Here is a 23,081-nt window from a genome sequence, read left to right on the forward strand (position 1 = left end):
GCACGCCCCGTGCGCCCGTCGCGCGGGGGCGGCCAAGCCCCGGCCTGGTCGCCCCCGCGCCGGCACGGCCGCCGCCGGACACCCGTGCGAGCGTCCGCCGCGGGGGGTGCGGAGAGCACGGGCGGAGCCCGGCCGACTGTGCGGCGGGCACAGGGCGGCGTGCGAGGCACCTTCTAGCTTGCGGAGCAGGTTCCGCACTCAAGGAGGGTTCATGACCCGCTACCGCGTGTCCATGGACATCGGAGGAACGTTCACCGATGTCGTCACCTACGACGAGGAGACCGGCAGGTTCGCCGCGACCAAGGCGTCCACGACACCGGACGACCTCAGCCGCGGCGTCCTGTCCGGGCTGGCGTCGGTCGTCGCCTCCCCCGGCGACATCAGCTTCATGGTGCACGGCACCACCCAGGGGCTCAACGCCTTCCTGGAACGGCGCGGCGTGCGCGTCCTGCTGCTCGCCACCGAGGGGGCCGAGGACACGTACCACATCGCCCGCGGCCCGCGGGCGCGGCTGTACGACGTGCACTACCGCAAGCCGGAGCCGCTGGTCCCGCGCCGGGACGTGGTGGCGATCGGCGGGCGGCTCGCGCAGGACGGCTCGCAGGTGCGGCCACTGGACGAGGAGGCCGTACGGCAGGCCGCGCGCCGGGCGCGCCGCGAGGGGCACGGCGCGATCGCCGTCGCCTTCCTGTTCAGCTACAAGAACCCGGCGCACGAGCTGCGGGCCCGGGAGATCGTGGCCGAGGAACTGGGCGAGGACTTCACGGTCTCGCTCTCGCACGAGGCGGCCAAGGAGTGGCGCGAGTACGAGCGCACCTCGTCCGCCGTCATCGAGAGCTACACCGGGCCCGTGGTCCGCCAGTACCTCAGCCGCCTGGAGGAGGAGCTGCGCCAGGGCGGGCTGGCCGTCCCGCTGCACGTCATGCAGTCGTCCGGCGGCGTGCTCACCGCGCGGTCCGCGCGGCGGCGCCCGCTCCAGACGCTGCTGTCGGGCCCGGTCGGCGGGGCGATGGGCTCCCACGAACTGGCCCGGGTGACCGACCGGCCCAACCTCATCGGCGTCGACATGGGCGGCACCTCCTTCGACGTGTCGCTGATCGTGGACGGGGAGCCGGACGTGGCCGCCGAGGCCCGCCTGGAGGGCCTGCCGATGCTGATGAGCGTGGTCAACATCCACACCGTCGGGGCGGGCGGCGGCTCCGTGGCGTACGCCGAGGCGGGCGGGCTCCGGGTGGGCCCGCGGTCGGCGGGCGCGAGCCCGGGGCCGGCCTGCTACGGGCGGGGCGGCACCGAACCGACCGTCACCGACGCCAACCTGGTCCTCGGCCGGGTCGATCCGGAGGGCTTCGCCGCCGGCCGGATGACGTTGGACCAGGAGGCGGCGGTCAGCGCCGTCGACCGGCTCGCCGGCGAACTGGGCCTGGGCACCACCGCCATGGCCGAGGGCATCTGCGACGTCGCCAACTCGAAGATGGCGCAGGCCATCCGCACCATCACCGTCTCCCGTGGCACCGAGCCACGCGACTTCAGCCTGGTCGCCTTCGGCGGCGCCGGCCCCATGCACGCGGTCTTCCTCGCCCGCGAACTGGGCATCGCGGAGACCATCGTGCCCCGGTTCCCCGGCGCGTTCTCGGCCTGGGGCATGCTCCAGACGCAGATCCGCAAGGACTTCTCGGAGCCGTACTTCTTCCTCGACGAGGACCTGGACAGCGGCGACATGGCCGCCAGGCTCGCCGCCATGGAGGAGGAGGGCCTGGCCTCGCTGGCCGGTGAGGGCGTCGTCGCGGACCAGCGCACCGTCCAGCACGCCGTGGACATCCGCTACGCCGCCCAGGAGTACACCCTCACCGTGCCGCTCACCGACGCGGCCGAGCCCCGGCGGGAGGACTTCAGGACGGTGATGGCCGAGCGCTTCGCCGCGATGCACCACAGCCGCTACGGGCACGCCAACCCCGGGGCGCCGATCGAGTTCGTCACCCTGCGCGGCACCGCCCTCGGCGACCTCGGTCGCGCCGAGCCCGAGCCGCTGGAGAAGGCGGACGGGCCAAACTTCCCGCACCGCACCCGCCCGGTCGTCTTCGGCGGCCGGGAGACCGAGTCCGTCGTCGTACACCGCGACGACCTGCGGGCGGGGCACCGCTTCGAGGGGCCGGCGGTCATCGTCGAGGCCACCGCCACCAGCGTCGTACCGCCCGGGTACGACGTGAGCGTGGACGAGATCGGCTCACTGATCATCCGAGTGAAGGGCAAGTGATGACCACCACCACGGCAGTCGACCCGGTAACCGTCGAGATCATCCGCAGCGCGCTCAACTCGGCTGCGGAGGACATGAACGCGACGCTCATCCGCTCCGCGTACACGCCCATCATCTACGAGTGCGGCGACTGCGTGGTCGCGCTGCTCGACGCCCACCACCAGGTGCTCGGACAGTCGGCGGGGCTGCCCATCTTCCTCGGCAACCTGGAGACCTGCACGCTGGCCACCGAGGAGCGCTTCGGGCGGGAGGTGTGGCAGCCGGGGGACGTGTGGATCCTCAACGACAGCTACCTGGGCGGCACCCACCTCAACGACGTCACCATCTTCGGCCCGGTCTTCCACGAGGACCGCCTGATCGGCTTCACGGCCTCCCGGGCGCACTGGATCGACGTGGGGTCCAAGGACCCCGGCGGCTCGATGGACTCGGTCAACATCTTCCAGGAGGGGCTGCGGCTCGGCCCGCAGAAACTGGTGTCGGGCGGCGAGTTCGTCCGCGAGATCATCGACACGATCAGCACCAACGTGCGCTTCCCGTACCCCACCACGGGCGACATGCACGCGATGATCGCCTGCATCCAGATGGGTTCGGCCCGGCTGACGGAGATCGTGGACCGGTTCGGCCTGGACACCCTGGAGGGCGCCAGCGCCGAGATCTTCCGGCAGACCGAACTCCTGGAGCGCGAGGTGGTCGCCGCCATCCCGGACGGCGTGTACACGGCCGAGGGCGTGCTCGACAACGACGGCGTCGACCTGGCGACGCCGGTGCCGATCAGCCTGCGCGTCACGGTGGCCGGCGACACCATCGACTTCGACGTCACCGACTCGGCCGACCAGACGACGGGCCCCGTCAACTGCGGCGTCTCGCAGGCCGTCTCGGCGCTGCGGGTCGGCTACAAGCTGCTCGTGAGCCCGGACGTGCCCGGCAACGGCGGCTCGTTCCGCACCATGACCACCCAGGTGCGGGAGGGCTCGGTGCTCGGCGCCAAGGCCCCCGCCGCCTGCCAGTGGTACTTCTCGCACCTCGGGTTGCTCATCGACATGGTGGGCCGCGCGCTGGCGCCGGCCGTGCCCGAGCGCGTCGCGGCGGCCAGCCACGGCGACTCGATGATCGTGCTGCTCGCGGGCTTCGACCCGCGCGTCGCCCGGGAGTACGTCAGCCTGGAGGCCACGCTGGGCGGTTGGGGGGCCTGGCGCGGCTCGGACGGCGAGAGCGCGCTCATCAACAACGTCAACGGCTCCCTCAAGGACGTGCCGATCGAGGTCTTCGAGACCCGCTACCCGTTCCGCGTCACCTCCTACGGCATGCGGCCGGACAGCGGCGGCGCCGGCCGCTGGCGCGGCGGCAACGGCGTCGTCCGCGAGTACGAGGCGCTGGCCGACTGCACCGTGTCGCTGTGGTTCGAGCGCTCCCGGCAGCCCGCCTGGGGCCTGTTCGGCGGCGCCGACGCGATCGGCCCCGACGTCGTCATCAACCCGGGCCGCCCCGACGAGCGCCGGCTGCTCAAGGCCAACGGCCTGAGGCTGGCCCAGGGCGACGTCGTACGGTGCGCCACCGGCGGCGGAGGCGGCTTCGGCGACCCGGCCGAGCGGGACGCGGAGGCGGTACGCGCCGACGTCGCCGACCGGTACGTCAGCCCCGAGGCGGCGCTGCGCCAGTACGGCGTCGGCGACTGACACCCCACCCGGCCCGCGCGGGGCGGGCGCGCGGCACAGCGGTGACCCCCGCCGTCGGGCGCCCACCCCGCCGCCACACGGCCCGGCTGGCCGGCCGGCTACCGAGCCTGGCCCGGCCCGGTGGCGGGCGGCGGCGCCTCCGACTGCCGGGCGTCGCCCGGCCCGTCGGCCGCCAGCGCGTGGCACAGCACGTGCACGGCGAGCGGCCGGCCGGGTCGTCGTAGGCCAGGCCCAGTTCCTGCGCCCGCTTCAACCGGGCCAGCACCGTGTTGCGGTGCACCCCGAGCCGCGTCGCGGCCTGGTGCAGCGAGCCGCCGTGGTCAAGCACGGCCAGCACGGTCCGTACGATCTGCTCCCGGTCGCGGACACCCGCCAGGGCCGGGAACACCAGGTCGGCGACGGCCACCAGGCGGTCCACCGGCAGCGCGGCCAGCGCGGCGGCCACCCCCGCGTCGCCGAACTCCCGTACCCCACCCGGCCCGTCGGCCGCCGCGGCGCCCGCGGCCAACCGGGCCTCGCGCAGCGAGCGCAGCAGCCCGGCGGCGCCCGGCAGCGGCGAGCCGACGCCGACCGCCGCGCCGTGCGCGCGGGCCACGTCGCCGACGAGGGCGCGCAGCCGCTTCGGCGGCCCGCCGCCCGGTGCGCCGCGCGGCTGGTTCCACCAGCTCAGCCAGCCGCCCTGGTCGGCGACGAGCGGCAGGTCCGGCAGTCGCTCGGCCCACGCAGCGCGCACCATCGTGGTCCGCTCCGGTGCCGGCGAGCCCTGGGCGCCGGCGGGGTCGGCGATCCACACCGCCATGTTGACCCCCTCGACGCGCCACCCCAGCTCGCTGGTCCACACCGGCGGCTCCCGGTCGGGCGGCGCCGCGCCGGCGGACGGCGGCTCCCCGTCCACCGACCGCCCGTGCTCGGCGCTCTCCCGCAGCAGCCGGAACGCCGCCTGCTCCCGGGCGGTCCGCCGGGCCGTCTCGATACGCCCGCGGGCCGACGCCGCCAGCAGCGGGGCCCGCGCCAGCCGCAGCAGTGTGGGCACGTACTCGGCGTAGCCGTCCGACGGCTCGGGCACGGCGGCCACCAGCTCGGCCCAGCGCCGCCCGCCCGGCCCGGGAACGTCCACCCGTACGTCGGTACGGCCACGGCCGGGCCGCAGGGCGGCGGCGCGACCGGCGACGAGCCCGCCGTCCACGAGCAGGGCCACCGGAACGCCCGCCAACTCGGCGTTCAACACGCTCAGCACGCCGCGCACCGTGGACTCGCGCGCCAGCAGTTCGGCGCAGGCGGCCACCCGGCGGGCGCGTTCCGCCTCGGGCCGCGCCACCTCGGCGGCCAGGGCCAGCGCCACCTCCACCGGGTCCCGGTCGACGGCGAGCACGGTGATGCCCAGCCGCCGCGCCAACAGCGCGGCGGAGCGGCTGAGCGCGACCCGTGGGGTGACCACCGCCGCGGCATGGCGCTCCCAGGCCATGTGCAGGGCGCTGGCCAGCGACCAACCCCCGCTCGCCGCCTCGCCGTGCAGCACCACCACGGTGTCCGGCGCCAGCTCGCGCAGCCTCGGCAGCTCCCCGGCCAGCACCAGGTGCTCCACGGGGCCACCGCCGTCGGCCAGGAACACCTCCTCGGCGCCGCGCAGCGCGCCCACCGTCAGCATCTCGGCCACGGTCAGCCGGGCCCGCGGGCCGGTGGGGTGCGCCCTCACCGGGCCACCCGGGGGTGCTCGACCGGCAGGCCGAAGGCGCGCGGGCCCGCCAACGCGAGCCCCGCCGGGGAGTACCAGACCGGCGCCGCCGGCATCACCAACACCTCCACCACCTCACCACCGCCCAGGCTGTCCAGGCCGACGACGCCGCCCCGTACGGCGTCCAGCAAGCAGATCACGTCCGGTACGGCCGCCGTCAGCGCGCCGTCGGCGAGGACCAGCAGGATGTCGTTCTGCAACTCCAGTTGGAGCAGCCGCCCGGCCCCGCCGGACTCGGCCACCAGCACCGTCGAGGCGTGCGCGGGCTGGGCCCACTCCATCGGCCGGGTGAGCTGCTCGACCTCGACCACCCGGCCCCGCCCCACGCTGCGGCAGCCGGTGACGGCCGACAACTGGCTGACCACCCGGTCCACCGGGCCCCCCGCGAGCAGGACACGGCCCGCGGCCAGCAGCCGGGAGACCGTGCCGTGCAGGCCCGCGCGGCGCAGCTCGGCGGCGGCGCACGGGTAGCTGGCGGTGGCCGCCCAACCGCCCATCAGGTGCACCTGGGCCCGCAGCATCGTCTCCACCCGGTCGGCGGACGCCGCCTCCACGGTCAGGCTCTCGCCGGCCGGCCCCGCCGCGCACACCGGGCCGACCGGCAGGCCAGCCAGATGCAGCGAGGTGTACTGCACCAGCGGAAAGACCCGCCCCATGCCGTCGCTGTCGATCAGCGGCAGCCCGCGCAGGCAGGCCGCCACCAGCGGCGTCAGGGCGTTCAGGGCGGCGGCGGCGAGCGGGAACACGGCCTCGACCCGCTGGCCGAGCCGCCGTTCGATCCCGCTGAGCGCCGTGGTGAACTCGTCCCCGACGGGCGGCAGTTCGGCCAGCGCCGTGCCCGAGCCGACCAGGCCGAGCGCGGCGCACCGGGTGTCGGGCGGCAGGGCCTCGGCCCGTACCAGCGGGACGGGGCCGTGCTCGGCCAGCAGCGCGGTCACCCACTCCCGTAGCCCCTCGGCGCCGTCTTCGCCGAAGGCGGGGGCGTAGAACTGCGCGCCAGCCCACAGCGTGGGCACGTCCTCGGCGCCGATGGCCCGCACCGGCCCCGCCCCGCGCGCCGTCACCGGGACCCCCGCGGGCGCCGGCCACCGTGCGCGCCCTCGGCGGCCCGCGCGCCACGCCCCTCCCCCGCCCGGCGGGCCACTCCCGCCTCCCCCGCCTCCCGCGCCTCGCGCGCCCGCTGGCCGCCTACGCCTGATCGGCCCGCCACCCGCTCGTCACCGGCTCCGGACCCGTCTGGGGCGGCGTCGCGGGCGGCGTCGGGAGCGGCGGCCTCGTCGGCGGTCCACGGCTCGGCGTCACCGACGGCCCGCAGGTGGACCCGCATGGTGCCGGCCGGGCTGAACGGCAGCGCGACCACGGTGGTCTCCACCAGCCGCGCGCTGCCCGGCGCCGCGCCCTGCGCGGTGACCATCGCGATGGTGCGCTCCTCCGCGTCCCGCCGCACCGCCGCCAACTCGCGGGCGTCCTTGACCTGTACGACCTCGTCGACCCAGGCCATCGGCGGACACAGCGCGGTCCCGATCAGCGCCAGGTCGGCCGGCGGCGACAACGACACCCGCCCGTCGCGCCACGCCACCCGGTGGCCGGCCCTCGGATCGAGGCCGGAGACCGGCCCGGTCGCGGCGCCGGCGTCGGAGACCGGCCCGGTCGCGGCATCGGGACCGGCGGCCGGGGCGGGACGCGCGGGATGCCCGTTCCCGGCGGCGACCACCACCAGCGGTGGCTCGCCCCCGTCACCGTCACCGTCACCGGCCTCGGCACCGGCATCGGCGCTGTCGGCACCGCCGCCGGCCCCGTCCAGGGCCGTGCCCTTCGCGGAGAGGATCGCCATCGGCACCGAAAGACGCACGCCCCAGCCGGGCACCCGCCCCGGCCGCACCAGCGGCACCCCGTTGCGTACCTCGCCGAGCAGCGCGCCCTCCGGTCCCGGCAGCAGTACCCGGCACCGCTCACGTCCCGCCAGGCGCGCCGCGCCCAACAGCGCCGCGGCCTCGGCCGCGCCCACGGCCACGACCGGCAGCGTCCGCGCCCTGGCCAGCGGGGTGCGACCGCCGTCCCCGCGCGCGACGCCGTGCTGGGCCCGCGGGACGACCCGGCCGGCGGCGGCCTCGCAGGCGTCCAGCACTTCCTCGGCGACGTCGGCGAGCGCCGCGTTGAGCACGGCCGACGCCTCCCGGCCCGCCAGGTCCTGGCCGCCGAACTCGTGGGAGAGCGAGATCCGCAGGCCCGGGACGGCCGCCAGCAGCCGCTCGCCGACCGTCCGTTCGTGGGCCGGCGCGGCCAGCGATCCGCAGCCGGCGACGGCGACGGCGCGCGCACCGGTCGCGGCCAGCTCACGCGCCAGCTCCCCGACCCGCGCCTCGTCCAGCGCGGCCAGCTCGCGCCCCAGCAGGTCGTGGCCGCCCGGCAGGGTGACCGAGCGCGCCACCAGCCCGGCGATCGGCGCCGACGGGTGCCGGGCCAGGGCGGGATGCCGGGCCGGCCGGGGCGCGATCCGGACCGCGACCACCGGAACGGTGCGCGCGGCGCCCTCGCCCGACCCGTGCCCAGGACCGTCGGCCGGCTCCCGCACCGCCGCCAGCAGGGCGGGCCCGACGTCGAAGGTGACGTGCCGTACGGCCGCGGCGTGCGCGCCGCACACCTCGGCCAACACCCGGGTCAAGGCCGCTCGCCCGCGCCCCGGTGCCCGCGCGGCGGCCAGCACCCGGGAGCCGCTGAGCAGCACGGCGGAACACCCGTCGGGCCCCCACCTGGCTCCCACTCGCATGCCGCCGCGCGCCGCCTCTCCCTGCCCGTTTCCGCTCCCCGCCGTCCCACCCGGTGCGGGCGATCGTACCTTTCGGTGCGGGGCTGACCTGGTACGTCGCCGAGTACGCCGCGAAGGCCGGCGTCCGCGACCGGGCCCGCGCCGGCCGCGCGGGCCCGGGTCCGTCCCCGCGTCAGTGGAGGGGCCGCCAGTGCTCCAGCGCGTCGTCGAGCAGCGGCGCCTCGGGGTCGTCCCAGATGAGGCAGCCCCACACCAGGCCGGGCACGTCCGGGCCCATCGCGTCGGCCGGCCCCTCGGTGAGCGTGCGGTGCACGGCGTCGAGGTAGCCGGCGATCGACGGGTAGCTGGGCGGCCCGAAGCCCAGGTCGTCGGGGAGCGCCCAGGAGCCGACGCCGGCCGCGCCCACGTAGTGCCCGGACTCCGGGCCTGCCTCGTCGCGGGTCAGCCACGGCACCACCGGGGCGCCCCACACGTCGCGACGGCCGACCTCGGGCAGTCGCGGCCCGAGCGCCTCCGTCGGGCCGAGCAGGATCCCACCCGGCAGGAAGGCCCCCGAACCGACCTCGCCCTCCTCCTCGTTGGCCTCGATGTACTGGTGCTCCACACCACCGCACAGCCGCCACAGCTCGGCCAGCTCCGCGGGCAGCCCGAAGTCCGCGTGCCGTCGCAGTTGGGCGTCGGCGGCCTCGATGGCCCGCTCCGGGGCGGGCGGGAGCAGCGACGCGTACGAGAGCGGGGCGTGCGCCTTGAGCCAGGCGGTGAGACGGCCCCAGGCCGCCGCGGTGTTCCGGTGGTTGCTCATCCCGTCAGTCACCACGGCATCCTCCCCCACGCCCACCCAACGAGGGGGGTCAGCCCCGGGCGCCCGTCACCGGCCCCTGGCCAGCCGGGGGCTGAGCAGGTCGATGACCTCGTCCACGGCACCGAGCTTCCGGGACTGGTCGGTGGTGATGGTGTGTCCATCATGCGTGAGCCGGTACACGTACCGGTCGCCGCCGATCTCGCTGACGCTGCGCCGCGGCAGGTCGGCGAACCCGACCTCGCGCAGCAGGGCCCGCAGCCGGCTCAGTTCCGGGCCGGTGAGCCGGCCCTGGCCGCCGCGGGCGCCCTGGTGCTCGGTGCGCAGGGTGCCGTCGTCGTACACGGTGACCTGGTCCCAGTGGCCCGCGTAGCCACCCTCCCGGTGCAGGGAGACGAGTCCCCCGGAGTCGGCGGGCTCGTCCGCCAGGGCGCCGCAACCGCTCGCCGACACCGTGAGCAGCGCGGTGGTGATCAGGACGAAGAGCCAACGGAAGGGCACGCTTCCGGTCACGCGGGCGGTGGGTCGTCTCACGACAGCTCCTCAACCATGTGGTCCAGCGCTTCCGACACCGCGTCACCGCCCGGGTGGGGGCGTCCCTCGGGCCGTGTCCGCCGCGCGGTGGTGCGTCGTCCGCATCGTACGGGCCTGGGGCGGCGGGACGGGGCGGTTGGCGTGAAGGCGTGCCGACCGCCGCGCGGCCGTCACCAGATGGGACGCAGGGGCGGGACCGAGTCGCCCGCCATGATCCGGATGATGGCCGCGAGTTCGGCGCGCGGAACGCGCAGGCCCACCTCGTGCAGCCGCTCGGTCAGTTGCGCTTCCTGCTCGTGCAGGATCCTTCCGGCCACCGTCAGATGTTCCCGCGCCTGTTCGAGGCCGAGGTGGAGGGCAGGACCGAACAGGTCGGGGCGGGCCAGGCGCTCGTCCTCGGCGCCGGCGCGGTGCGGCGGCTGAGGACCGTCGGCGGCCCGGCGCAGGCCCTGGTCGCCATGGCCGTCGGCGGCCAGGCCACGGTGCCGGGCGGCGACGAGAAGATTCCGCTTCCCTGGGCGCGGTGACCGCGCCCTCCCGGCCGGGCCGCGCGGTGTGACGGATGCCGGCCCTCACGGCCGGACCCCGCGCCCCGCCGTCAGGTGTCGTCCGTGGTCGTCGGCATGCCCGAGGCGCGGGCGATGTTCTCCACTTCCCGCTGGTCAAGGGCGCGCTGGCGCTGCTGGGCGTCGAGGCGGTCGCGCATGGCGCGCAGGCGTTCGGGGTCCGCGGCGATGTCGGGGGGCACCAACGACATGGCACCCTTGGCGTGTTCGCCGTCTCCGAGCTGGGCCACCACGTGGTCGGCGCGGTCCTCGTGGCCGGGTTCGAGCGCCCCGATCAGCCCCATGAGGTTGAGCAACTCCTGCTGCATGGCCTGGGTGAACAGTTCCTTCTCCGGGCCGTCCAGGCTGAGCCGGATGGTGCCGCCACCGTGCTCGGCCCACATCCGGATCACCTCCATGAGGAGGTCGAACTGTTCCTTGGGCATGCGGGCGCGGAGCGTGTCCACGTAGAGCCGGTAGCGCGCCAACGCCACCTCGTGCGGGTCCTCCTGGTCCGCCACGACCGTCCCTCCTTCCAGCACCGTGCGGGGAACCGCGCCCTCCGGGCCCCGGGCCGATGCCGTCCTCGACGTCCCCCGACCGTACGGCACGACGCGCGGCACGGGTGCGGATTCGGGGGATTCAGGGGGATCGGGCACCGGGGCCTCGGGAGGGCGGCGGGCGGGCCCCGGTGCGAGGGCCCGCCGTGGCCCGGGTCGGGTCAGCGGTCCGCGTCGAGCAGGGCGTAGGCGCGTACCGGGAAGGTGCCCATGCCCTCGACGGGCGGCGGCACGGCGTGGAAGCGGAAGCCGCGCGGAGGCAGGTGCTCCAGTCCGCGCAGGTGCTCCACGATGGGGATGCCGGCCGCCAGCAGCGCGGTGTGCGCGGGGCGGGCGCCGTCGTCCGTGTCGTCGATGTTGAGGGAGTCGATGCCGACGAGGGCGGCCCCCTGTTCGACCAGCCAGTCGGCGGCTGCCGCGGTGAGGAACGGGTGGCCGCCCCCGTACTCCTCGGTGCCCCAGTGCCGCGCCCAGCCGGTGTGGATCAGCACGGCCCGGCCCGCGACGTCGTGCGGCAGCAGCGACTCGCGGCCCAGCGCGCGCCCTTCGTGGCCCGTCACCCGCACGACCACCCCGTCCAGGTCGGCCAGCTTCTCCAGCGGCAGGCCGGCGAGGTCGGGGCCGTCGGGGAAGCGGTGGAACGGGCTGTCGAGATAGGTGCCGGTGTTGGAGACCATCGTGATGCGGCCGATGGCGAACTCGGTTCCGGGCGCGTAGTGGTCGCGCGACGCCCGCCGCGAGAGGTGGTCGCCGATCTCGGGTCCCGGCAGGCCGGGGTAGGTGGTCATGCCGTGCCGGACGGTGTGGCTGAGTTCCACGAACCGGCGCTCCCCTGCCCGGCCCGCGCCCGTGGCCCCGCGCGCGTCGGCCGCGGTCCGCAGCCCCCGGTGCGGCTCGCGCACCGCCTCGCGTCCGCTGATCCGCACCTCGGCCACCATCAGCAGGCCGAGTTCGCGGACGAACAGGTCAGCCAGTGCCCGGTCGTCGATGTCCGGCGCCGGGACGTCCAACAGGAAACCCCGCGTCTGGAGGCCGCCCCCGTTACCGAAGGACACTTCGGCGTCGAACCGTACTCGCCACTGCTCAGCGCTCTCATCCATGATCCGATCCTCCGTGCGGGGCGGCGCGCGGACAAGCGTGTTTCCGGTGCTCGCCGCCGCACCGACCGCGTCCGGGGGCGGTGGGCGCGAGGGCGCCCACCGCCTCGCCCTGCCGTGGCTCCCTCTTTCAGCGCCGGCCCGCCCAGAGTTCGCGCGCGTCCGCGGCGGGGTCGTCGCACACGGCGGGCGCGGCGTCGCCCAGGAGCATGACCGACCGCCGCTCGCCGTACGCGGGCCAGGTCGGCGCCGCGTCGCCGCTGGTCACGGCGTCGGGGCGGCCGGTGCGGGCGAAGGAGATCCACGCCGCGCGCATCCGGTCACAGAGGTCGCGCGGGGCGTCGGGCCCGACGAGCGGGTCGGTGAGGTTGCCGAAGACGAAACCGATCTCCGCCATGTGGCACGCCCCGAGCGCGCCGTCCATGGCGGGGGACGGCCGGGTGAACTCGTACACGAAGGTCTCCGCTCCCGAGGCGGCGCGGGCCTCGGCGACGCGGACGGCGGGGACGCGGTAGGCGTGGTCGGTCATGGCGGCCGAGAACAGGTCACCGGGCGAGGCCCCGGGCCGGGCGGCGGCGTAGACGGCGCGGGCCTGGTCGGGGTCGAGGCCGAAACCGGCGAGGAAGCCGTGCAGCACCTCGTCCGTGATGCGCGACTGGATCCCCAGCGGGACGAGGAAGAGCCGGAACTCATCGGAGGTCGTTCCGGTGAGCACGTCGACGTCGCGGCCCGCGCCGGCGGCGATGGCGTCGATCGGCCGCTTGGGGAGGGTCGCCCCGTCCACCACGGGCAGCACGGTGGTGCCGCCGCCCGCCGACTCGCCCCACCGCGCCGGGTCCGTGTCCTGCGCGATCTCCCGGCTGAGGGCGGCGTCGGCGGCGACGAGGCGCTCGGGCGGCACGGCGGCCAGCGCCTCGCGCGTCGGCGCCACGCCGGCCAGGGCGGCCAGCCGCTCGGTGACGCGCCGGGCGATGTGTTCCGGGTGGCTGTGGTGGCCGGCGCCGCTCTGCGTGATCACGCGGCGGAACAGCCCGCGGGCCCGGGGCATGGTCAGGAGGGCGGTGATGCTGATGGCACCGGCGGACTGGCCGAAGACGGTGACGTTGTCGGGGTCGCCGCCGAAACCGGCGATGTTGTCCCGGACCCACTCCAGCGCGGCGATCTGGTCAAGCAGGCCCAGGTTGCTCGTGCCGTCGGGCAGCAGCAGGAACCCCTCGGCGCCGAGCCGGTAGTTGAGGGTGACGCAGACGACGCCGTCGGCGGCGAGCCGCGCTCCGTCGTAGCTGGGCAGCGAGCCGGCGCCGTTGCGGAACGCGCCGCCGTGCACCCAGACCATGACCGGCAGCCCGCCCTCGGCCCGGCCCGGGGACGGCGTCCACACGTTGAGGCTCAGACAGTCCTCGCCCACCTCCCCCGCCTCCCCCAAAAGGCCGACCAGCGCGGGGTGGTAGCCGGGCTGGGGTGCGGACGGGCCGGGGGCGAACGCGTCGCGCACGTCCGACCACGGTTCGGGTGGCTGGGGTGGCCGCAGCCGGCGCGGCCCGAACGGCGGCGCCGCGTACGGGATGCCCGCGAAGGCCGCGACCCCTCCCTTCCGGCGTCCGCGTACCGAACCTGCGGTGGTGGGGATGACGTCCATGGGGCCCTCACGGAGGAGACTGGTGCTTTCCCCGCCATCCTCACCACGCGCTCGCCGACGGGCAACACATTTACGCCGCTGACCAGGGCACATGCCCGGGCGCCCGGCCCGTACGCCGGAGCGCGGGCCGGCACGTGGGCCGAGCGCCGGGCCGCCGTGGGTCGGGCCGCCGTGGGTCGCCCCGGCGACCGCGCGGCCCCGTGGGCGCGCCGCGGTGGGCTTCGCGGTGGCGCCCCGCCGTCCGAGCCTGGCGTGGCGCCACCGCGAAGCCGGCGCTCGGGTCAGCCGTCCTTGCCCATGGCCTTGCGTACGGCGTCCTTCGTGCGGTCCATCAGGGCCGCGACGGGCCCGAGGGCCATGTTGGCCGCTCGGGACTCGACGCCGGGGTGCGGGCGGGTCGGGGCCATGGCCTCGGCCGCCTTGACGCCCTTGGCCATGGAGGCCAGGCGCGCAGTGTCGGCGCTGCGGCGGATGTGGGTGAACTCGTACCGTTCCTCGGCCCTGGCGTGGGTCTGGACGCTCTCGCGGAGCACGCGCAGCCGGGGGAGGAACTCCGGGTCCTCGGTGTCCAGGTCCTCCAGGGCCGCCAGGCTCTCCTTGGCCTTGTGCTCCTCGGCCAGGCGCTCGTCGACGACCTCCTCGGCGCCGGGGAAGGCGCGGCGGGCGAAGGGGTGGACCACCTCCTCCTCGGCCGTCTCGTGCACGGCGAGCAGGCGTACCAGGCGCCGGAAGGCGTCCTTGCGGTCATCGCCGGTCGACGCCTCGACCTCGTCGAAGAGGTTGCGGATATCGCCGTGCTGACGCATGAGGAGCGTCACCACGTCGGTGTCGGCGGCGTTGTCGTCGCCGGCGTGTGGTGTGTGGGTGTGTGTCATGGCGGGATCGCCCCTCACTGGTTCTCGGGCAGTGCGGCGACCGGGTGCTCGCCCTCGGTCTCCAGGCGGTACTGGCGGCCGAACACCTCCTGGTGCTGGTCCATGACCCGGTCGCTCGGCGCGGCCTCGCCCCCGTGGATCCGTGCCTGCATCTCCTCGAACCGCTCGTGTGCCTCACGGACGTACCCGGCGCCCAGGGTGGTGAGGTCGATCTGGGTGGCGAGCAGTTCCCGCAGGTAGCCCTTGTTCGGCTCGAAGGTGAGCACGTTGGGCAGCTCGGGGGCCAGCACCTCGGCCGGGTCGCGGTTGTCGTGGCGACGCATCAGGTCGCAGGCGATGTGCAGGTGCTCCAGTTCCATGTTCAGGTGCAGCTCCCACAGCGCCTTGACCTTCGGGTCGCTCTCCTGCTCCATGAAGGAGTAGTACAGGTAGCACTCGTTGTACTCGTGGTTGACGAGCTGCTCCCACCACGTCTCCCCCGGGTCGACCAGCGACTCGTAGTGCGTGACGTGCTCCTCCTCGATGAGCCCGATCTCCTGGTAGAGCTGTCGGGCGATCGGCTCCATGTAGGTGGGGCCGGTGTTCATGTAGAAGTTCATCGTCTGCTGCTCGGCGGAGAGGATCGTCAGCGCGTGCAGCTTGGAGAGCGGGTCGGTGCGCGTGCGGTCGTAGGGGTCGCGGACGTTGTCCACCGGGTTGCGGTGGTGGAGCCGGGTGGGCCGGCCCGGCATGACCTCCGTGAGGCCGTCGACGATCGCCTCGGCCTTGCGGTGCTCGATCATCTCGTACAGGTTCGCGTACCGGTACAGGTGGTCGAAGTCCTCCAGCACGCCGAACTGGTACGCCTGCTTCAGGTACGGGTCGGGCTCCATGCGTGCCACCCAGGCCGTCAGGTCCACGGCCACCTGCTCGTAGGCGATCGTCGTCTCCAACACCGACGACACCCCGGGGAGCAGCCAGTTGACCGCCTTCTGCTGCTGTGCCTCGACGTAGCGCGTCCGTGCCAGTTGCCGCTTGACCTCGGGGTCCTTCGTGTGGCGGGCCAACTGGTGGCTGAACATGATGGCCTCGACCTCGATGCCGTTCATGGTGATGACGCGGCAGCGGGTGTACGGGTCGCAGTGGTCCGGGTCGATCGGTTCGACGTTTAGCTCGCGCCAGCTTCTGACCTGGCGGTCCAGCGGGATTCCTCGATGCTCCAACGGGTTGAACGGCACCTGGATCTCCTCGTGGTGTGGGGCGGAATCTCCGAAGTACCCGCGAATGCCCGGCGGAACCGGCGGAGTGTGGGGGGACGCCGGGCCATCCTCGGTCTGGCCGACCACCCGGGCTCGCTGCCATGCCCTCGGGCCACGTCGACGTCACTCGACCGGCCCGCGTCCCCGCCTGGCCGACGGCTGCCGCCGCCGTCGGCCCGGGGTGGGGCCGCCGAGCGCGCGGTGGGCGGCCCTGGCACCGGTGGCCGGCCCCCGGGGCGCGGTCCGGCGCGGACGTGCCCCGGGCGGCCGGCCTGGCCGGGTCGCCCCGGCCGTGCGGCCTGACGCCGCTGGCCCGCCCCGTCGCGGCACGGGGCGGGAGCGGCGGCCGGTGGGTGGTTACCGGGTGACGACGTAGCGCTCGTCGGGGACGCAGTGGGTCATGGTGAGCCCGGACACGTCGCGCGGCGGGTTCTCACCCAGCCGGCTCAGGCGTTCGCGGTCCTCGTCCGTCAGGCTCTGGCCGGGCAGCGGTTCCAGGTGGGTCACGTCGGAGGGCCCGATGCCCAGGCCCTTGCCCACCCGGAGGCCGAGGTCGTTCTCGACCAGCAGGAAGTGCCAGACCATGCGTTCCTGCACCCGGCGGTCGCACTGGGAGATGAGGTTGACGAAGTTGGTGACCAGGTCGTCGCGCTCCCAGTCCTCCAGCAACAGGTAGCGCTGGCCGGCCTGCTGGTAGTCGTTGGCCAGCGGGATGCGCTTGCGGGTCAGCCGACCCCTGATCTCCGGGCCCTGGTCGTCGTGGGTGGGGTACTGGGCCTCGTGCAGTCCGCCGGTGATCGACGGCTCGTAGTTGACCTCGGGGTTCGCGTTGGCCGCGCGGTTGTCGTAGGCCATGAACCCGTCGCGCTGGTTGGTGCGCACCTCCGTGTTCTTGGCCTGGTTGACCGGGAGTTGCAGGTAGTTGGGGCCCACCCGGTAGCGCTGGGTGTCGCTGTAGGAGAACGTCCGGCCGACGAGCATCTTGTCGTCGGAGAAGTCGAGGCCATCGACGAGGACGCCGGTGCCGAAGGCGATCTGCTCGTTCTCCGCGTAGTAGTTGTCGACCGTGCGGTCGAGCACCAGGCGGCCGACGGGCTTGGGTGGGAAGTCCTGTTCCGGCCAGGTCTTGGTGTCGTCCAGCGGGTCGAAGTCCAGCTCGGGGTGGTCGCCGTCGGCCATCATCTGCACGAGCAGTTCCCACTCGGGGTACTCGCCCCGGCGGATGGCCTCGTACAGATCCTTCGTGGCGTGGCCCAGCTCGCCCGCCTGGACGTTCGCCGCGTCCTCCTCGGTCATGCTGCGCACGCCCTGCTTGGGCATCCAGTGGTACTTGACGAGAACGGACTGCCCCTCGGCGTCGATCCACTTGTAGGTGTTCACCCCGAAGCCCTGCATGTGCCGGTAGTCCGCCGGGATGCCGCGCGGGCTGAACAGGTTGACCAGCATGTGCATGCTCTCCGGCGTCTGCGACATGAAGTCGAAGATGCGGGCGGGCTTCTGCTCGTGGGAGACCGGGTCGGGCTTGAGGGCGTGGATGACGTCGGGGAACTTCACGGCGTCCCGGATGAAGAAGACGCCGAGGTTGTTGCCGACCAGGTCCCAGTTGCCGTCCTCGGTGTAGAACTTCACGGCGAAGCCGCGCGGGTCGCGGGCCGCCTCCGACGAGTCGCGGCCGCCGATGACCGTGGAGAACCGCACGGCCACGTCGGTGCGCTTGCCGCGCTCCTGGAACAGCTTGGCCCGGGTGTACTGGCTGATCGGCTCGTCACCCCAGGCCCCGTACGCCTCGAAGTAGCCGTAGGAGGTCACGCCCCGGGCGTGCACGACGCGCTCCGGGATGCGCTCCCGGTCGAAGTGGCTGATCTTCTCCAGGAAGTGGTAGTTCTCCAGGGTGGCCGGGCCGCGGGCGCCCACCGTGCGCTGGTTCTGGTTGTCGTAGATCGGGTGGCCCTGCCGGTCGGTGAGTACCGTCTGGGGGTCGTCCTCGGGTGAACCCAAGCTGGAAACGTCGGTCATGCCATTGGCTCCTCGGCGAGTGTCCGTGCGCCCGTACGCCCGCGTGCCGGACGGCGTACGGGCACGGTGGTTCCGTTCCAGTACCCACTTCGTCCGCGATCGCGCAGCGGATGTGAGCCCACGCGCCTGCCCGCGCGCGCAGGAGGCCGGCACCCGGCCCTGGGCTTACCGCAAGGCTGCGTCAGCGGGCCGGGGTCCGCATTCCGAGGACGCCGCGCCGATGGCCCGACCGGGGGGCGGGCGGAGGCGGTCGCACGGCCGGCGGAGGACGGAACCGGCGGGCGCGGGCGCCGGGGGCCGCGCGATCGGGAGGCGGGGGTACGGGCCCGTCGCGGCCGGCGAAACGGGCCGCCACCTGCGATCACGGCGGGTGGGGGCGGGCGCGGCAGGTGGCGGTGCGCGGGGCGCTGGCGGGCGCCGGGGACGCGGTCGCGGCGCGCCGGCAGCGGCCCGGCCGCGCGGCCTCGTAACGGCGCGGCGGCGTGGGCCGCGTGCCGCAATCGGGTCACGGCGGTGGCGCCGGGCGCGGGGTGAGGGCGGTGAGCGGGGTACCCGGGGTGGCCGGACGCGCCGGCCAACGCATCCGAAAAGCGCCGGCCGAAGTAGACCGGTGGCTCCAGCGGACGACGGGTGGCCTGCTGGTCTCGACCGGCCTCGCCCAGACGGCGTCCGGACGGCCCGACACGCGTCGTTCGTCCCCTGACCGGCGAGGGCACCCGGGGGCCGGAGGTGGTCGTCGTGCCGGAACCTGGAAGCAAGAAGTACGACACCCGGCGGGCGAGGCTGCGCAAGGACGCGGAGCGGTCGGGGATCTCCGACCAGGACGCCAACGAGGCGGCCAACGAGACCCTGCGACAGGACCCCGAGTACCGCAGCCGTGGCCCGCGCACCGAGCGGGGCCGGAGCCCCAAGGGCGAACGCCCCAAGGACACCGACTGACGCGCCCGCCGACCGCGCCGCGCGTCCGCGCGGAGGCCGGCGTCCGCGCGCCACGGATGGCGCGCGGACGCCGGCCTCATGCCACGGCAGCCGCGCCGTCGGGCGCGTCCCGCGCCGGTCTCAGCGCGGCAGGCCGGCGCCCGGTCGGGTGCGGGTCGGCGCCTTGGCGGCGTCGGCGGGCTCGCGGTCGCCGGTCTTCCCGTCGCCGCCGGGCGTGCGGGAGGTGGACAGGCCGCGCGCCTGGAGTTCCACCGCGAGGGGGGCCGCGGTGAACATCGAGGAGTACGTGCCGACGGCCACGCCGATCAACAGCGCGAGGGCGAAGTCGGTCAGCGAGTCGCCGCCCACCAGGGCGAGCGTGGCCAGGATGCACAGGGCGCCCATGCCCGTGTTGACGGTCCGTGGCACCGTCTGGACCAGCGCGGTGTTGGTCGTGCGCGCGTACGGCTGCTCCGGGTGGCTGGCCTGGAGCTGCCTGACCCGGTCGAAGATCACGACGGAGTCGTTCACCGAGTAGCCGATCACCGTCAGCAGCGCGGCCAGGAAGATCCCGTCGATGGGCTTGCCGAGCCAGGCGAAGGCGCCCACCACGATGAGCGCGTCGTGCACCATCGCCACCACGGCCGAGAAGCCGAGGGCGAAGCGGAACCGGATGGCGAGGTAGAGCAACTGGGCTCCCACCGCCAGCGCGAGGGCGATCAGCGCCCCGCGCCGCAGCTCATCGCCCATGCTGGGCCCGATGAGCTCGTCGCGGACTTTCTCCACCTTCTCCCCCGCGAGGGCCCCGATCGCCTCGCCGACCCGCGCTTCCTCGGCGTTCGACATCCCACCGGTACGTACCGTCAGCTCGCCGTCGCCCGACGCCTGCACGACGGCGCGCGGGAAGCCGACGTCGGCCACCGCGTCCCGGGCCCGGTCGACGTCCACCGGCTTGGTGGTCGCGTACTCCACGAGCCGGCCCCCGGTGAACTCCACGCCGAAGTCGAGGCCGCGCACCAGGATGCCCGCCGTGGCCAGCACCATGGCCACGGCCGAGCCGGCGAGCCAGCGCCGCCGGCGGCCCATCAGGTCCGGGTCGCGCCGGGTGAGGCGGGCGCGGACCGCGCCGATGTGGGCGATGCCGGTGATGCCCGGCCGCCGCCGCACCGCGCGCCGGGCCACCGCGAGGTCGGCCAGCGCGCGGGTGATCACCAGCGCGCTGACCATGGACGCCAGGACGCCGATGCCCAGCGTCACGCCGAAACCGCGGACCGGGCCCGAGGCGAAGAGGAACAACAGCGCGGCGGCGATGAGCGTGGTGATGTTGGAGTCGGCGATGGCGCTCAGCGCCTCGCGGAAGCCGGCCGCCAGCGCGGAACGCGGGGTCTTGCGTTGCCGTGTCGCGGTCGCGTACTCCTCGCGGGCCCGCTCGAAGACCAGCACGTTGGCGTCCACGGCCATGCCGATCGCCAGCACGAAACCGGCGAGCCCGGGCAGCGTGAGGGTGGCCCCCAGCCCGACCAGGGCGGCGTAGGAGATGACTCCGTAGCAAGCGAGGGCGATGACCGCCAGGCCGCCCAGGAGGCGGTAGACCGCCATGATGAACAGGCCGGTCAGGGCGGTGCCGATGATGGCCGCCCGCGCGCTCGCCTCGATGGCGGCGGCCCCCAGGGTGGGGCCGACGGTGCGCTGCTCGACGGCCTCGACCGGCACCGGCAGGGCGCCGCCGTTGATGAGCAGCGCGAGTTCGCGGGCCTCCTTACGGTCGAAGTCCCCGGTGATCTGGGTCGAACCCCCCGCGATGCCCTTGCCGCACTGGACACCGGGGTCCACCTGCGGGGACGAGATGACCTCGTCGTCCAGCACGATCGCCACCCGGCGGACGGGGTCACCCGGAGCGGCGCAGGCGGCCTCGCCGGTCAGGTCGGCCCACTTGCCCTTCCCACCCTTGTGGAAGTCGACGCTGACGAACCAACCGAGGCCCTGCTGCGGTTCGATGCGCGCCTCGGCCTCGGCGACCTCGCCCCCGTTCAGCGACGACGGGCCCAGCCGCAGCGGCCTGCCCTCCTCGTCGGGCAACACCAGCTCACGCCCGCTCCTGCCCGCCTCCTCGGCCTGCCCCGCCTTGCTCGCCTTGTCCGGCTTGCTCGCCTTGTCCGGCTTACCTGACTCACCCGGCTCACCCGGCTCACCTGGCTTACCTGATTCGCCCTTCTTGCCCGGCCGGTCCACGGTGTCGGGTGGCGCCTCGCCGAGTACGGGGTGGAAGGCGAGTTGGGCGGTGCGGCCCAGGACGTCGGCGGCCTCGCGCGGGTCCTGCACGCCGGGCAACTCGACGATGATGCGTTGGTCGCCGGAGCGGGTGAGGGTGGGTTCGGTGATGCCGAGCGCGTCCACGCGGCGGCGCAGTACCTCCAACGTCCGGTCGGTGGCCTCGGAGTCGGCCGTTGCGGTGGGTGTGTCACGGGTTTCGAGCACGATCTGCGTGCCACCCCGTAGGTCGAGGCCGAGACGGGCGGGCACGGTCACGGCGATATAAAGCGACAAAGCGACGATGGCGAGGGCGAGCAGGGCCCGCACTCGCATGGAGCGCGTCAAAGGATGCCTCCGGCAGGCATGCCGCGGCCGCGCGAGGCGGCGCGGAAAGGAAAGGGGAAAGGGTCAGCTGCCGAGTGGCGGCGGCGGTGCCCGTCCGGAGTAGGGAGTGAGGTGGCGCGTGTCGGGGGCGGTGTACGGCGCCGTCGGCGGCGCACGCCAGCCGACGGGCGGGGTGAACACCACCGGCACGGGCAGCAGCGTGGCGCCCGGGGGCGCCACGGTGTGCCGGGTGCCGGAGTGGTCCGCGTACAGCCGTGGCCAGGTGCCGCCGGGCCGGCCGTGCGACCCCCGCACCTCCGGCTCCGGCCCGCGGGTCTGGTCCGCGTCGCGCCCCACGGAGGCCGACCCGGCGGTGGGGCCAGCGGGGGCGGGGCCACCCGGGTTGGTAGCGCCTGGGTTGGTGGCGCCGCGTGGCGCGGGGGTCTCGACCGCGCCGGGTGAGCCCGTCGCGGCGGCGGCCTGCGTCGTGAAGGACGCGGGCGACAGCGCGGCGGAGGCATACGCGGGCTGGGAGGCCGACGACAGCAGGCCCAGGACGCCGACGAGGACGGCGACGACGGCCGCCCTCAGCGCCCGCGCCCGGTCCGCGCCGGCGCCCACCGGGCGGCGCGAGACGGCTGCCGTACGCCGTGCCATGCCGCCTCCCCTTCCGTCGGGCCCACCCGGTCGTCGCGTTGCCACGGGCCCGGGGACGGCGAACGCACGCGGGCTGACGAGGCTGCCGTCGCGGCCCCACCAGGTCAACGCCGCGGCGATCCGGGCGGCCATCGGCCCGGCCGCGCTGGTCGGGCCTGGGCGCTAGGTTAGCCCGCCGCCGGACGGCGGGGGCGCTACCACGGCCCCCGGCCGCTCTGGCACCGGGGACCGCCCCGCGCGGCCGGCTCCCGAGGTGGGCGCGCGGGGTGGCGGGGTCAGCGGCTGGCGAGGGCCAGTTGCAGGCCCAGGCCGACGAAGGCCGCGGCGAAGGTGCGCCGCATCCAGGCCAGCACCGTGGGGCGGGAGACGATGTGGTCGCGTACGGTCGCGGCGAAGGCGCCGTAGATCACGAAGACGACGAACGTCATGACCATGAAGACGGCCGAGAGCGCCAGCATGTGCGGCAGGGAGTTGTCGCTGTCGGCCGGGACGAACTGGGGCAGGAACGCCAGGAAGAACATGGACAGCTTCGGGTTGAGGAAGTTGATCAGAATGGCGGTCCAGGTGACGCGCGCCGCCGAGTTCTCCTTCGACGAGCCCCCGCCGTCCGTGTCGATCTTCATCGCCCCCTTCTCGCGCAGCGTCTGCCAGGCGAGGAAGAGCAGGTAGCCGACGCCGGCCCACTTGAAGCTCTCGAAGGCCAGCGCGCTGGTGTGCAGCACGGCGGCGAGCCCCGCGATGGCCGCGGCCAGGTGCGGGACGATCCCGAGGGTGCAGCCGAAGGCCGCCACGACCGACATGCGGAATCCGCGCGTCAGGCCCGTGCCGACGGTGTACACCGCTCCGGTTCCCGGCGAGACCACGATGATCAACGCGGTGATGAAGAACTCAACGCTCATGGGCAGGCGCTCCCTTGATGGCCCGGCAACTCGGCGGCGTCCGTCAGGGGTGACACTACTGCGGGTCTTCGCCGGTCGTTGGCGGGTACGCCCCCGGGGCGCCTGTGGCCCGGCGCGCCCGGAGCCCGCGCGCTCCGATGCCCACGCGCTCTAGGCCCGCTCGGGGCCCCACCGGCCCGGAGGGGTCATTCGGGCCGGCGGTCGACAGTATTGCGCCACTCGCTTAGGCTCGCCTAAGTTTAGTTGGCTCGCCCCGTCGGCGTGCTCGTTCCCCCTGCCCTCTCGCGGGTGG

General features: G+C 74.7%; 19 protein-coding genes. 4 read left to right on the forward strand and 15 right to left on the reverse strand.

Going from position 1 to position 23,081, the window contains the following annotated elements:
- Positions 1-211: 211 nt before the first annotated feature.
- Both H7H31_RS03120 and H7H31_RS03125 read left to right on the forward strand, forming a co-directional pair.
- Positions 212-2,254: a hydantoinase/oxoprolinase family protein gene (locus H7H31_RS03120; RefSeq protein ID WP_187060842.1), complete on the forward strand. Its 2,043-nt coding sequence runs from the start codon at positions 212-214 to the stop codon at positions 2,252-2,254.
- Positions 2,254-3,930 carry a hydantoinase B/oxoprolinase family protein gene (locus H7H31_RS03125; RefSeq protein WP_187060843.1) on the forward strand — a complete coding sequence of 559 codons (1,677 nt, stop codon included), beginning with the start codon at positions 2,254-2,256 and terminating at the stop codon, positions 3,928-3,930. The genes H7H31_RS03120 and H7H31_RS03125 overlap by 1 nt, the downstream gene beginning before the upstream one ends.
- Here H7H31_RS03125 and H7H31_RS03130 read toward each other — a convergent pair.
- The 6 genes from H7H31_RS03130 to H7H31_RS03155 form a co-directional block, all read right to left on the reverse strand.
- Positions 3,887-5,626, reverse strand: a complete 1,740-nt coding sequence (locus tag H7H31_RS03130) for a helix-turn-helix domain-containing protein (RefSeq protein ID WP_187060844.1) — start codon at positions 5,624-5,626, stop codon at positions 3,887-3,889. The two genes, H7H31_RS03125 and H7H31_RS03130, sit on opposite strands and share 44 nt — an antisense overlap.
- Complete coding sequence (locus H7H31_RS03135) at positions 5,623-6,729, reverse strand: DUF917 domain-containing protein (RefSeq protein ID WP_187060845.1); 1,107 nt, start codon at positions 6,727-6,729, stop codon at positions 5,623-5,625. The genes H7H31_RS03130 and H7H31_RS03135 overlap by 4 nt, the downstream gene beginning before the upstream one ends.
- The gene (locus H7H31_RS03140) at positions 6,726-8,393 is read right to left on the reverse strand and encodes a hydantoinase/oxoprolinase N-terminal domain-containing protein (protein WP_187117729.1); all 1,668 of its coding nucleotides are present in this window, start codon (positions 8,391-8,393) and stop codon (positions 6,726-6,728) included. Before H7H31_RS03140 ends, H7H31_RS03135 begins: the two co-directional genes overlap by 4 nt.
- Positions 8,394-8,607: 214 nt before the next feature.
- Entirely contained in the window at positions 8,608-9,249 is a 642-nt protein-coding gene (locus tag H7H31_RS03145) for an SMI1/KNR4 family protein (RefSeq protein WP_232109657.1), read from the reverse strand.
- A gap of 54 nt (positions 9,250-9,303) precedes the next feature.
- Entirely contained in the window at positions 9,304-9,768 is a 465-nt protein-coding gene (locus H7H31_RS03150) for a hypothetical protein (RefSeq protein WP_187061682.1), read from the reverse strand.
- A 170-nt stretch (positions 9,769-9,938) separates the two neighbouring features.
- The gene (locus H7H31_RS03155; RefSeq protein ID WP_232109658.1) at positions 9,939-10,085 is read right to left on the reverse strand and encodes a hypothetical protein; all 147 of its coding nucleotides are present in this window, start codon (positions 10,083-10,085) and stop codon (positions 9,939-9,941) included.
- Between the two features lie 6 nt (positions 10,086-10,091).
- Here H7H31_RS03155 and H7H31_RS03160 point away from each other — a divergent pair, with 6 nt between their 5' ends.
- The gene (locus tag H7H31_RS03160; protein WP_232109659.1) at positions 10,092-10,295 is read left to right on the forward strand and encodes a hypothetical protein; all 204 of its coding nucleotides are present in this window, start codon (positions 10,092-10,094) and stop codon (positions 10,293-10,295) included.
- Positions 10,296-10,366: 71 nt separating this feature from the next.
- Here H7H31_RS03160 and H7H31_RS03165 read toward each other — a convergent pair whose 3' ends face one another.
- From H7H31_RS03165 to H7H31_RS03190, 6 genes are all read right to left on the reverse strand, one after another.
- Entirely contained in the window at positions 10,367-10,834 is a 468-nt protein-coding gene (locus H7H31_RS03165; RefSeq protein WP_232109660.1) for a hypothetical protein, read from the reverse strand.
- 200 nt (positions 10,835-11,034) lie between these two features.
- Positions 11,035-11,973 carry a cyclase family protein gene (locus tag H7H31_RS03170; protein WP_187061683.1) on the reverse strand — a complete coding sequence of 313 codons (939 nt, stop codon included), beginning with the start codon at positions 11,971-11,973 and terminating at the stop codon, positions 11,035-11,037.
- A 127-nt stretch (positions 11,974-12,100) separates the two neighbouring features.
- Complete coding sequence (locus tag H7H31_RS03175; protein WP_187061684.1) at positions 12,101-13,609, reverse strand: carboxylesterase/lipase family protein; 1,509 nt, start codon at positions 13,607-13,609, stop codon at positions 12,101-12,103.
- Between the two features lie 281 nt (positions 13,610-13,890).
- Positions 13,891-14,484: a hemerythrin domain-containing protein gene (locus H7H31_RS03180; RefSeq protein ID WP_187061685.1), complete on the reverse strand. Its 594-nt coding sequence runs from the start codon at positions 14,482-14,484 to the stop codon at positions 13,891-13,893.
- Between the two features lie 14 nt (positions 14,485-14,498).
- Positions 14,499-15,701 carry a hypothetical protein gene (locus tag H7H31_RS03185; protein WP_187061686.1) on the reverse strand — a complete coding sequence of 401 codons (1,203 nt, stop codon included), beginning with the start codon at positions 15,699-15,701 and terminating at the stop codon, positions 14,499-14,501.
- A gap of 378 nt (positions 15,702-16,079) precedes the next feature.
- Entirely contained in the window at positions 16,080-17,738 is a 1,659-nt protein-coding gene (locus H7H31_RS03190; protein WP_187061687.1) for a catalase, read from the reverse strand.
- 738 nt (positions 17,739-18,476) lie between these two features.
- On the opposite strand from H7H31_RS03190, the gene H7H31_RS03195 reads away from it, so the two are divergent.
- On the forward strand, positions 18,477-18,677 hold the full coding sequence (locus H7H31_RS03195; RefSeq protein WP_187117730.1) for a hypothetical protein: 201 nt from the start codon (positions 18,477-18,479) through the stop codon (positions 18,675-18,677).
- 120 nt (positions 18,678-18,797) lie between these two features.
- Here H7H31_RS03195 and secD read toward each other — a convergent pair whose 3' ends face one another.
- From secD to H7H31_RS03210, 3 genes are all read right to left on the reverse strand, one after another.
- Positions 18,798-21,242, reverse strand: coding sequence for a protein translocase subunit SecD (gene secD / locus H7H31_RS03200; RefSeq protein ID WP_187117731.1), 2,445 nt, complete (start codon positions 21,240-21,242; stop codon positions 18,798-18,800).
- 75 nt (positions 21,243-21,317) lie between these two features.
- Positions 21,318-21,890 (reverse strand): hypothetical protein, encoded by a 573-nt coding sequence (locus H7H31_RS03205; protein ID WP_187117732.1) that lies wholly within the window; start codon positions 21,888-21,890, stop codon positions 21,318-21,320.
- Positions 21,891-22,165: 275 nt separating this feature from the next.
- Entirely contained in the window at positions 22,166-22,789 is a 624-nt protein-coding gene (locus H7H31_RS03210; protein ID WP_187087627.1) for a LysE family translocator, read from the reverse strand.
- Positions 22,790-23,081 lie beyond the last annotated feature (292 nt).

This window comes from Streptomyces buecherae, from assembly GCF_014295035.1.
GTDB lineage: Bacteria > Actinomycetota > Actinomycetes > Streptomycetales > Streptomycetaceae > Streptomyces > Streptomyces youssoufiensis.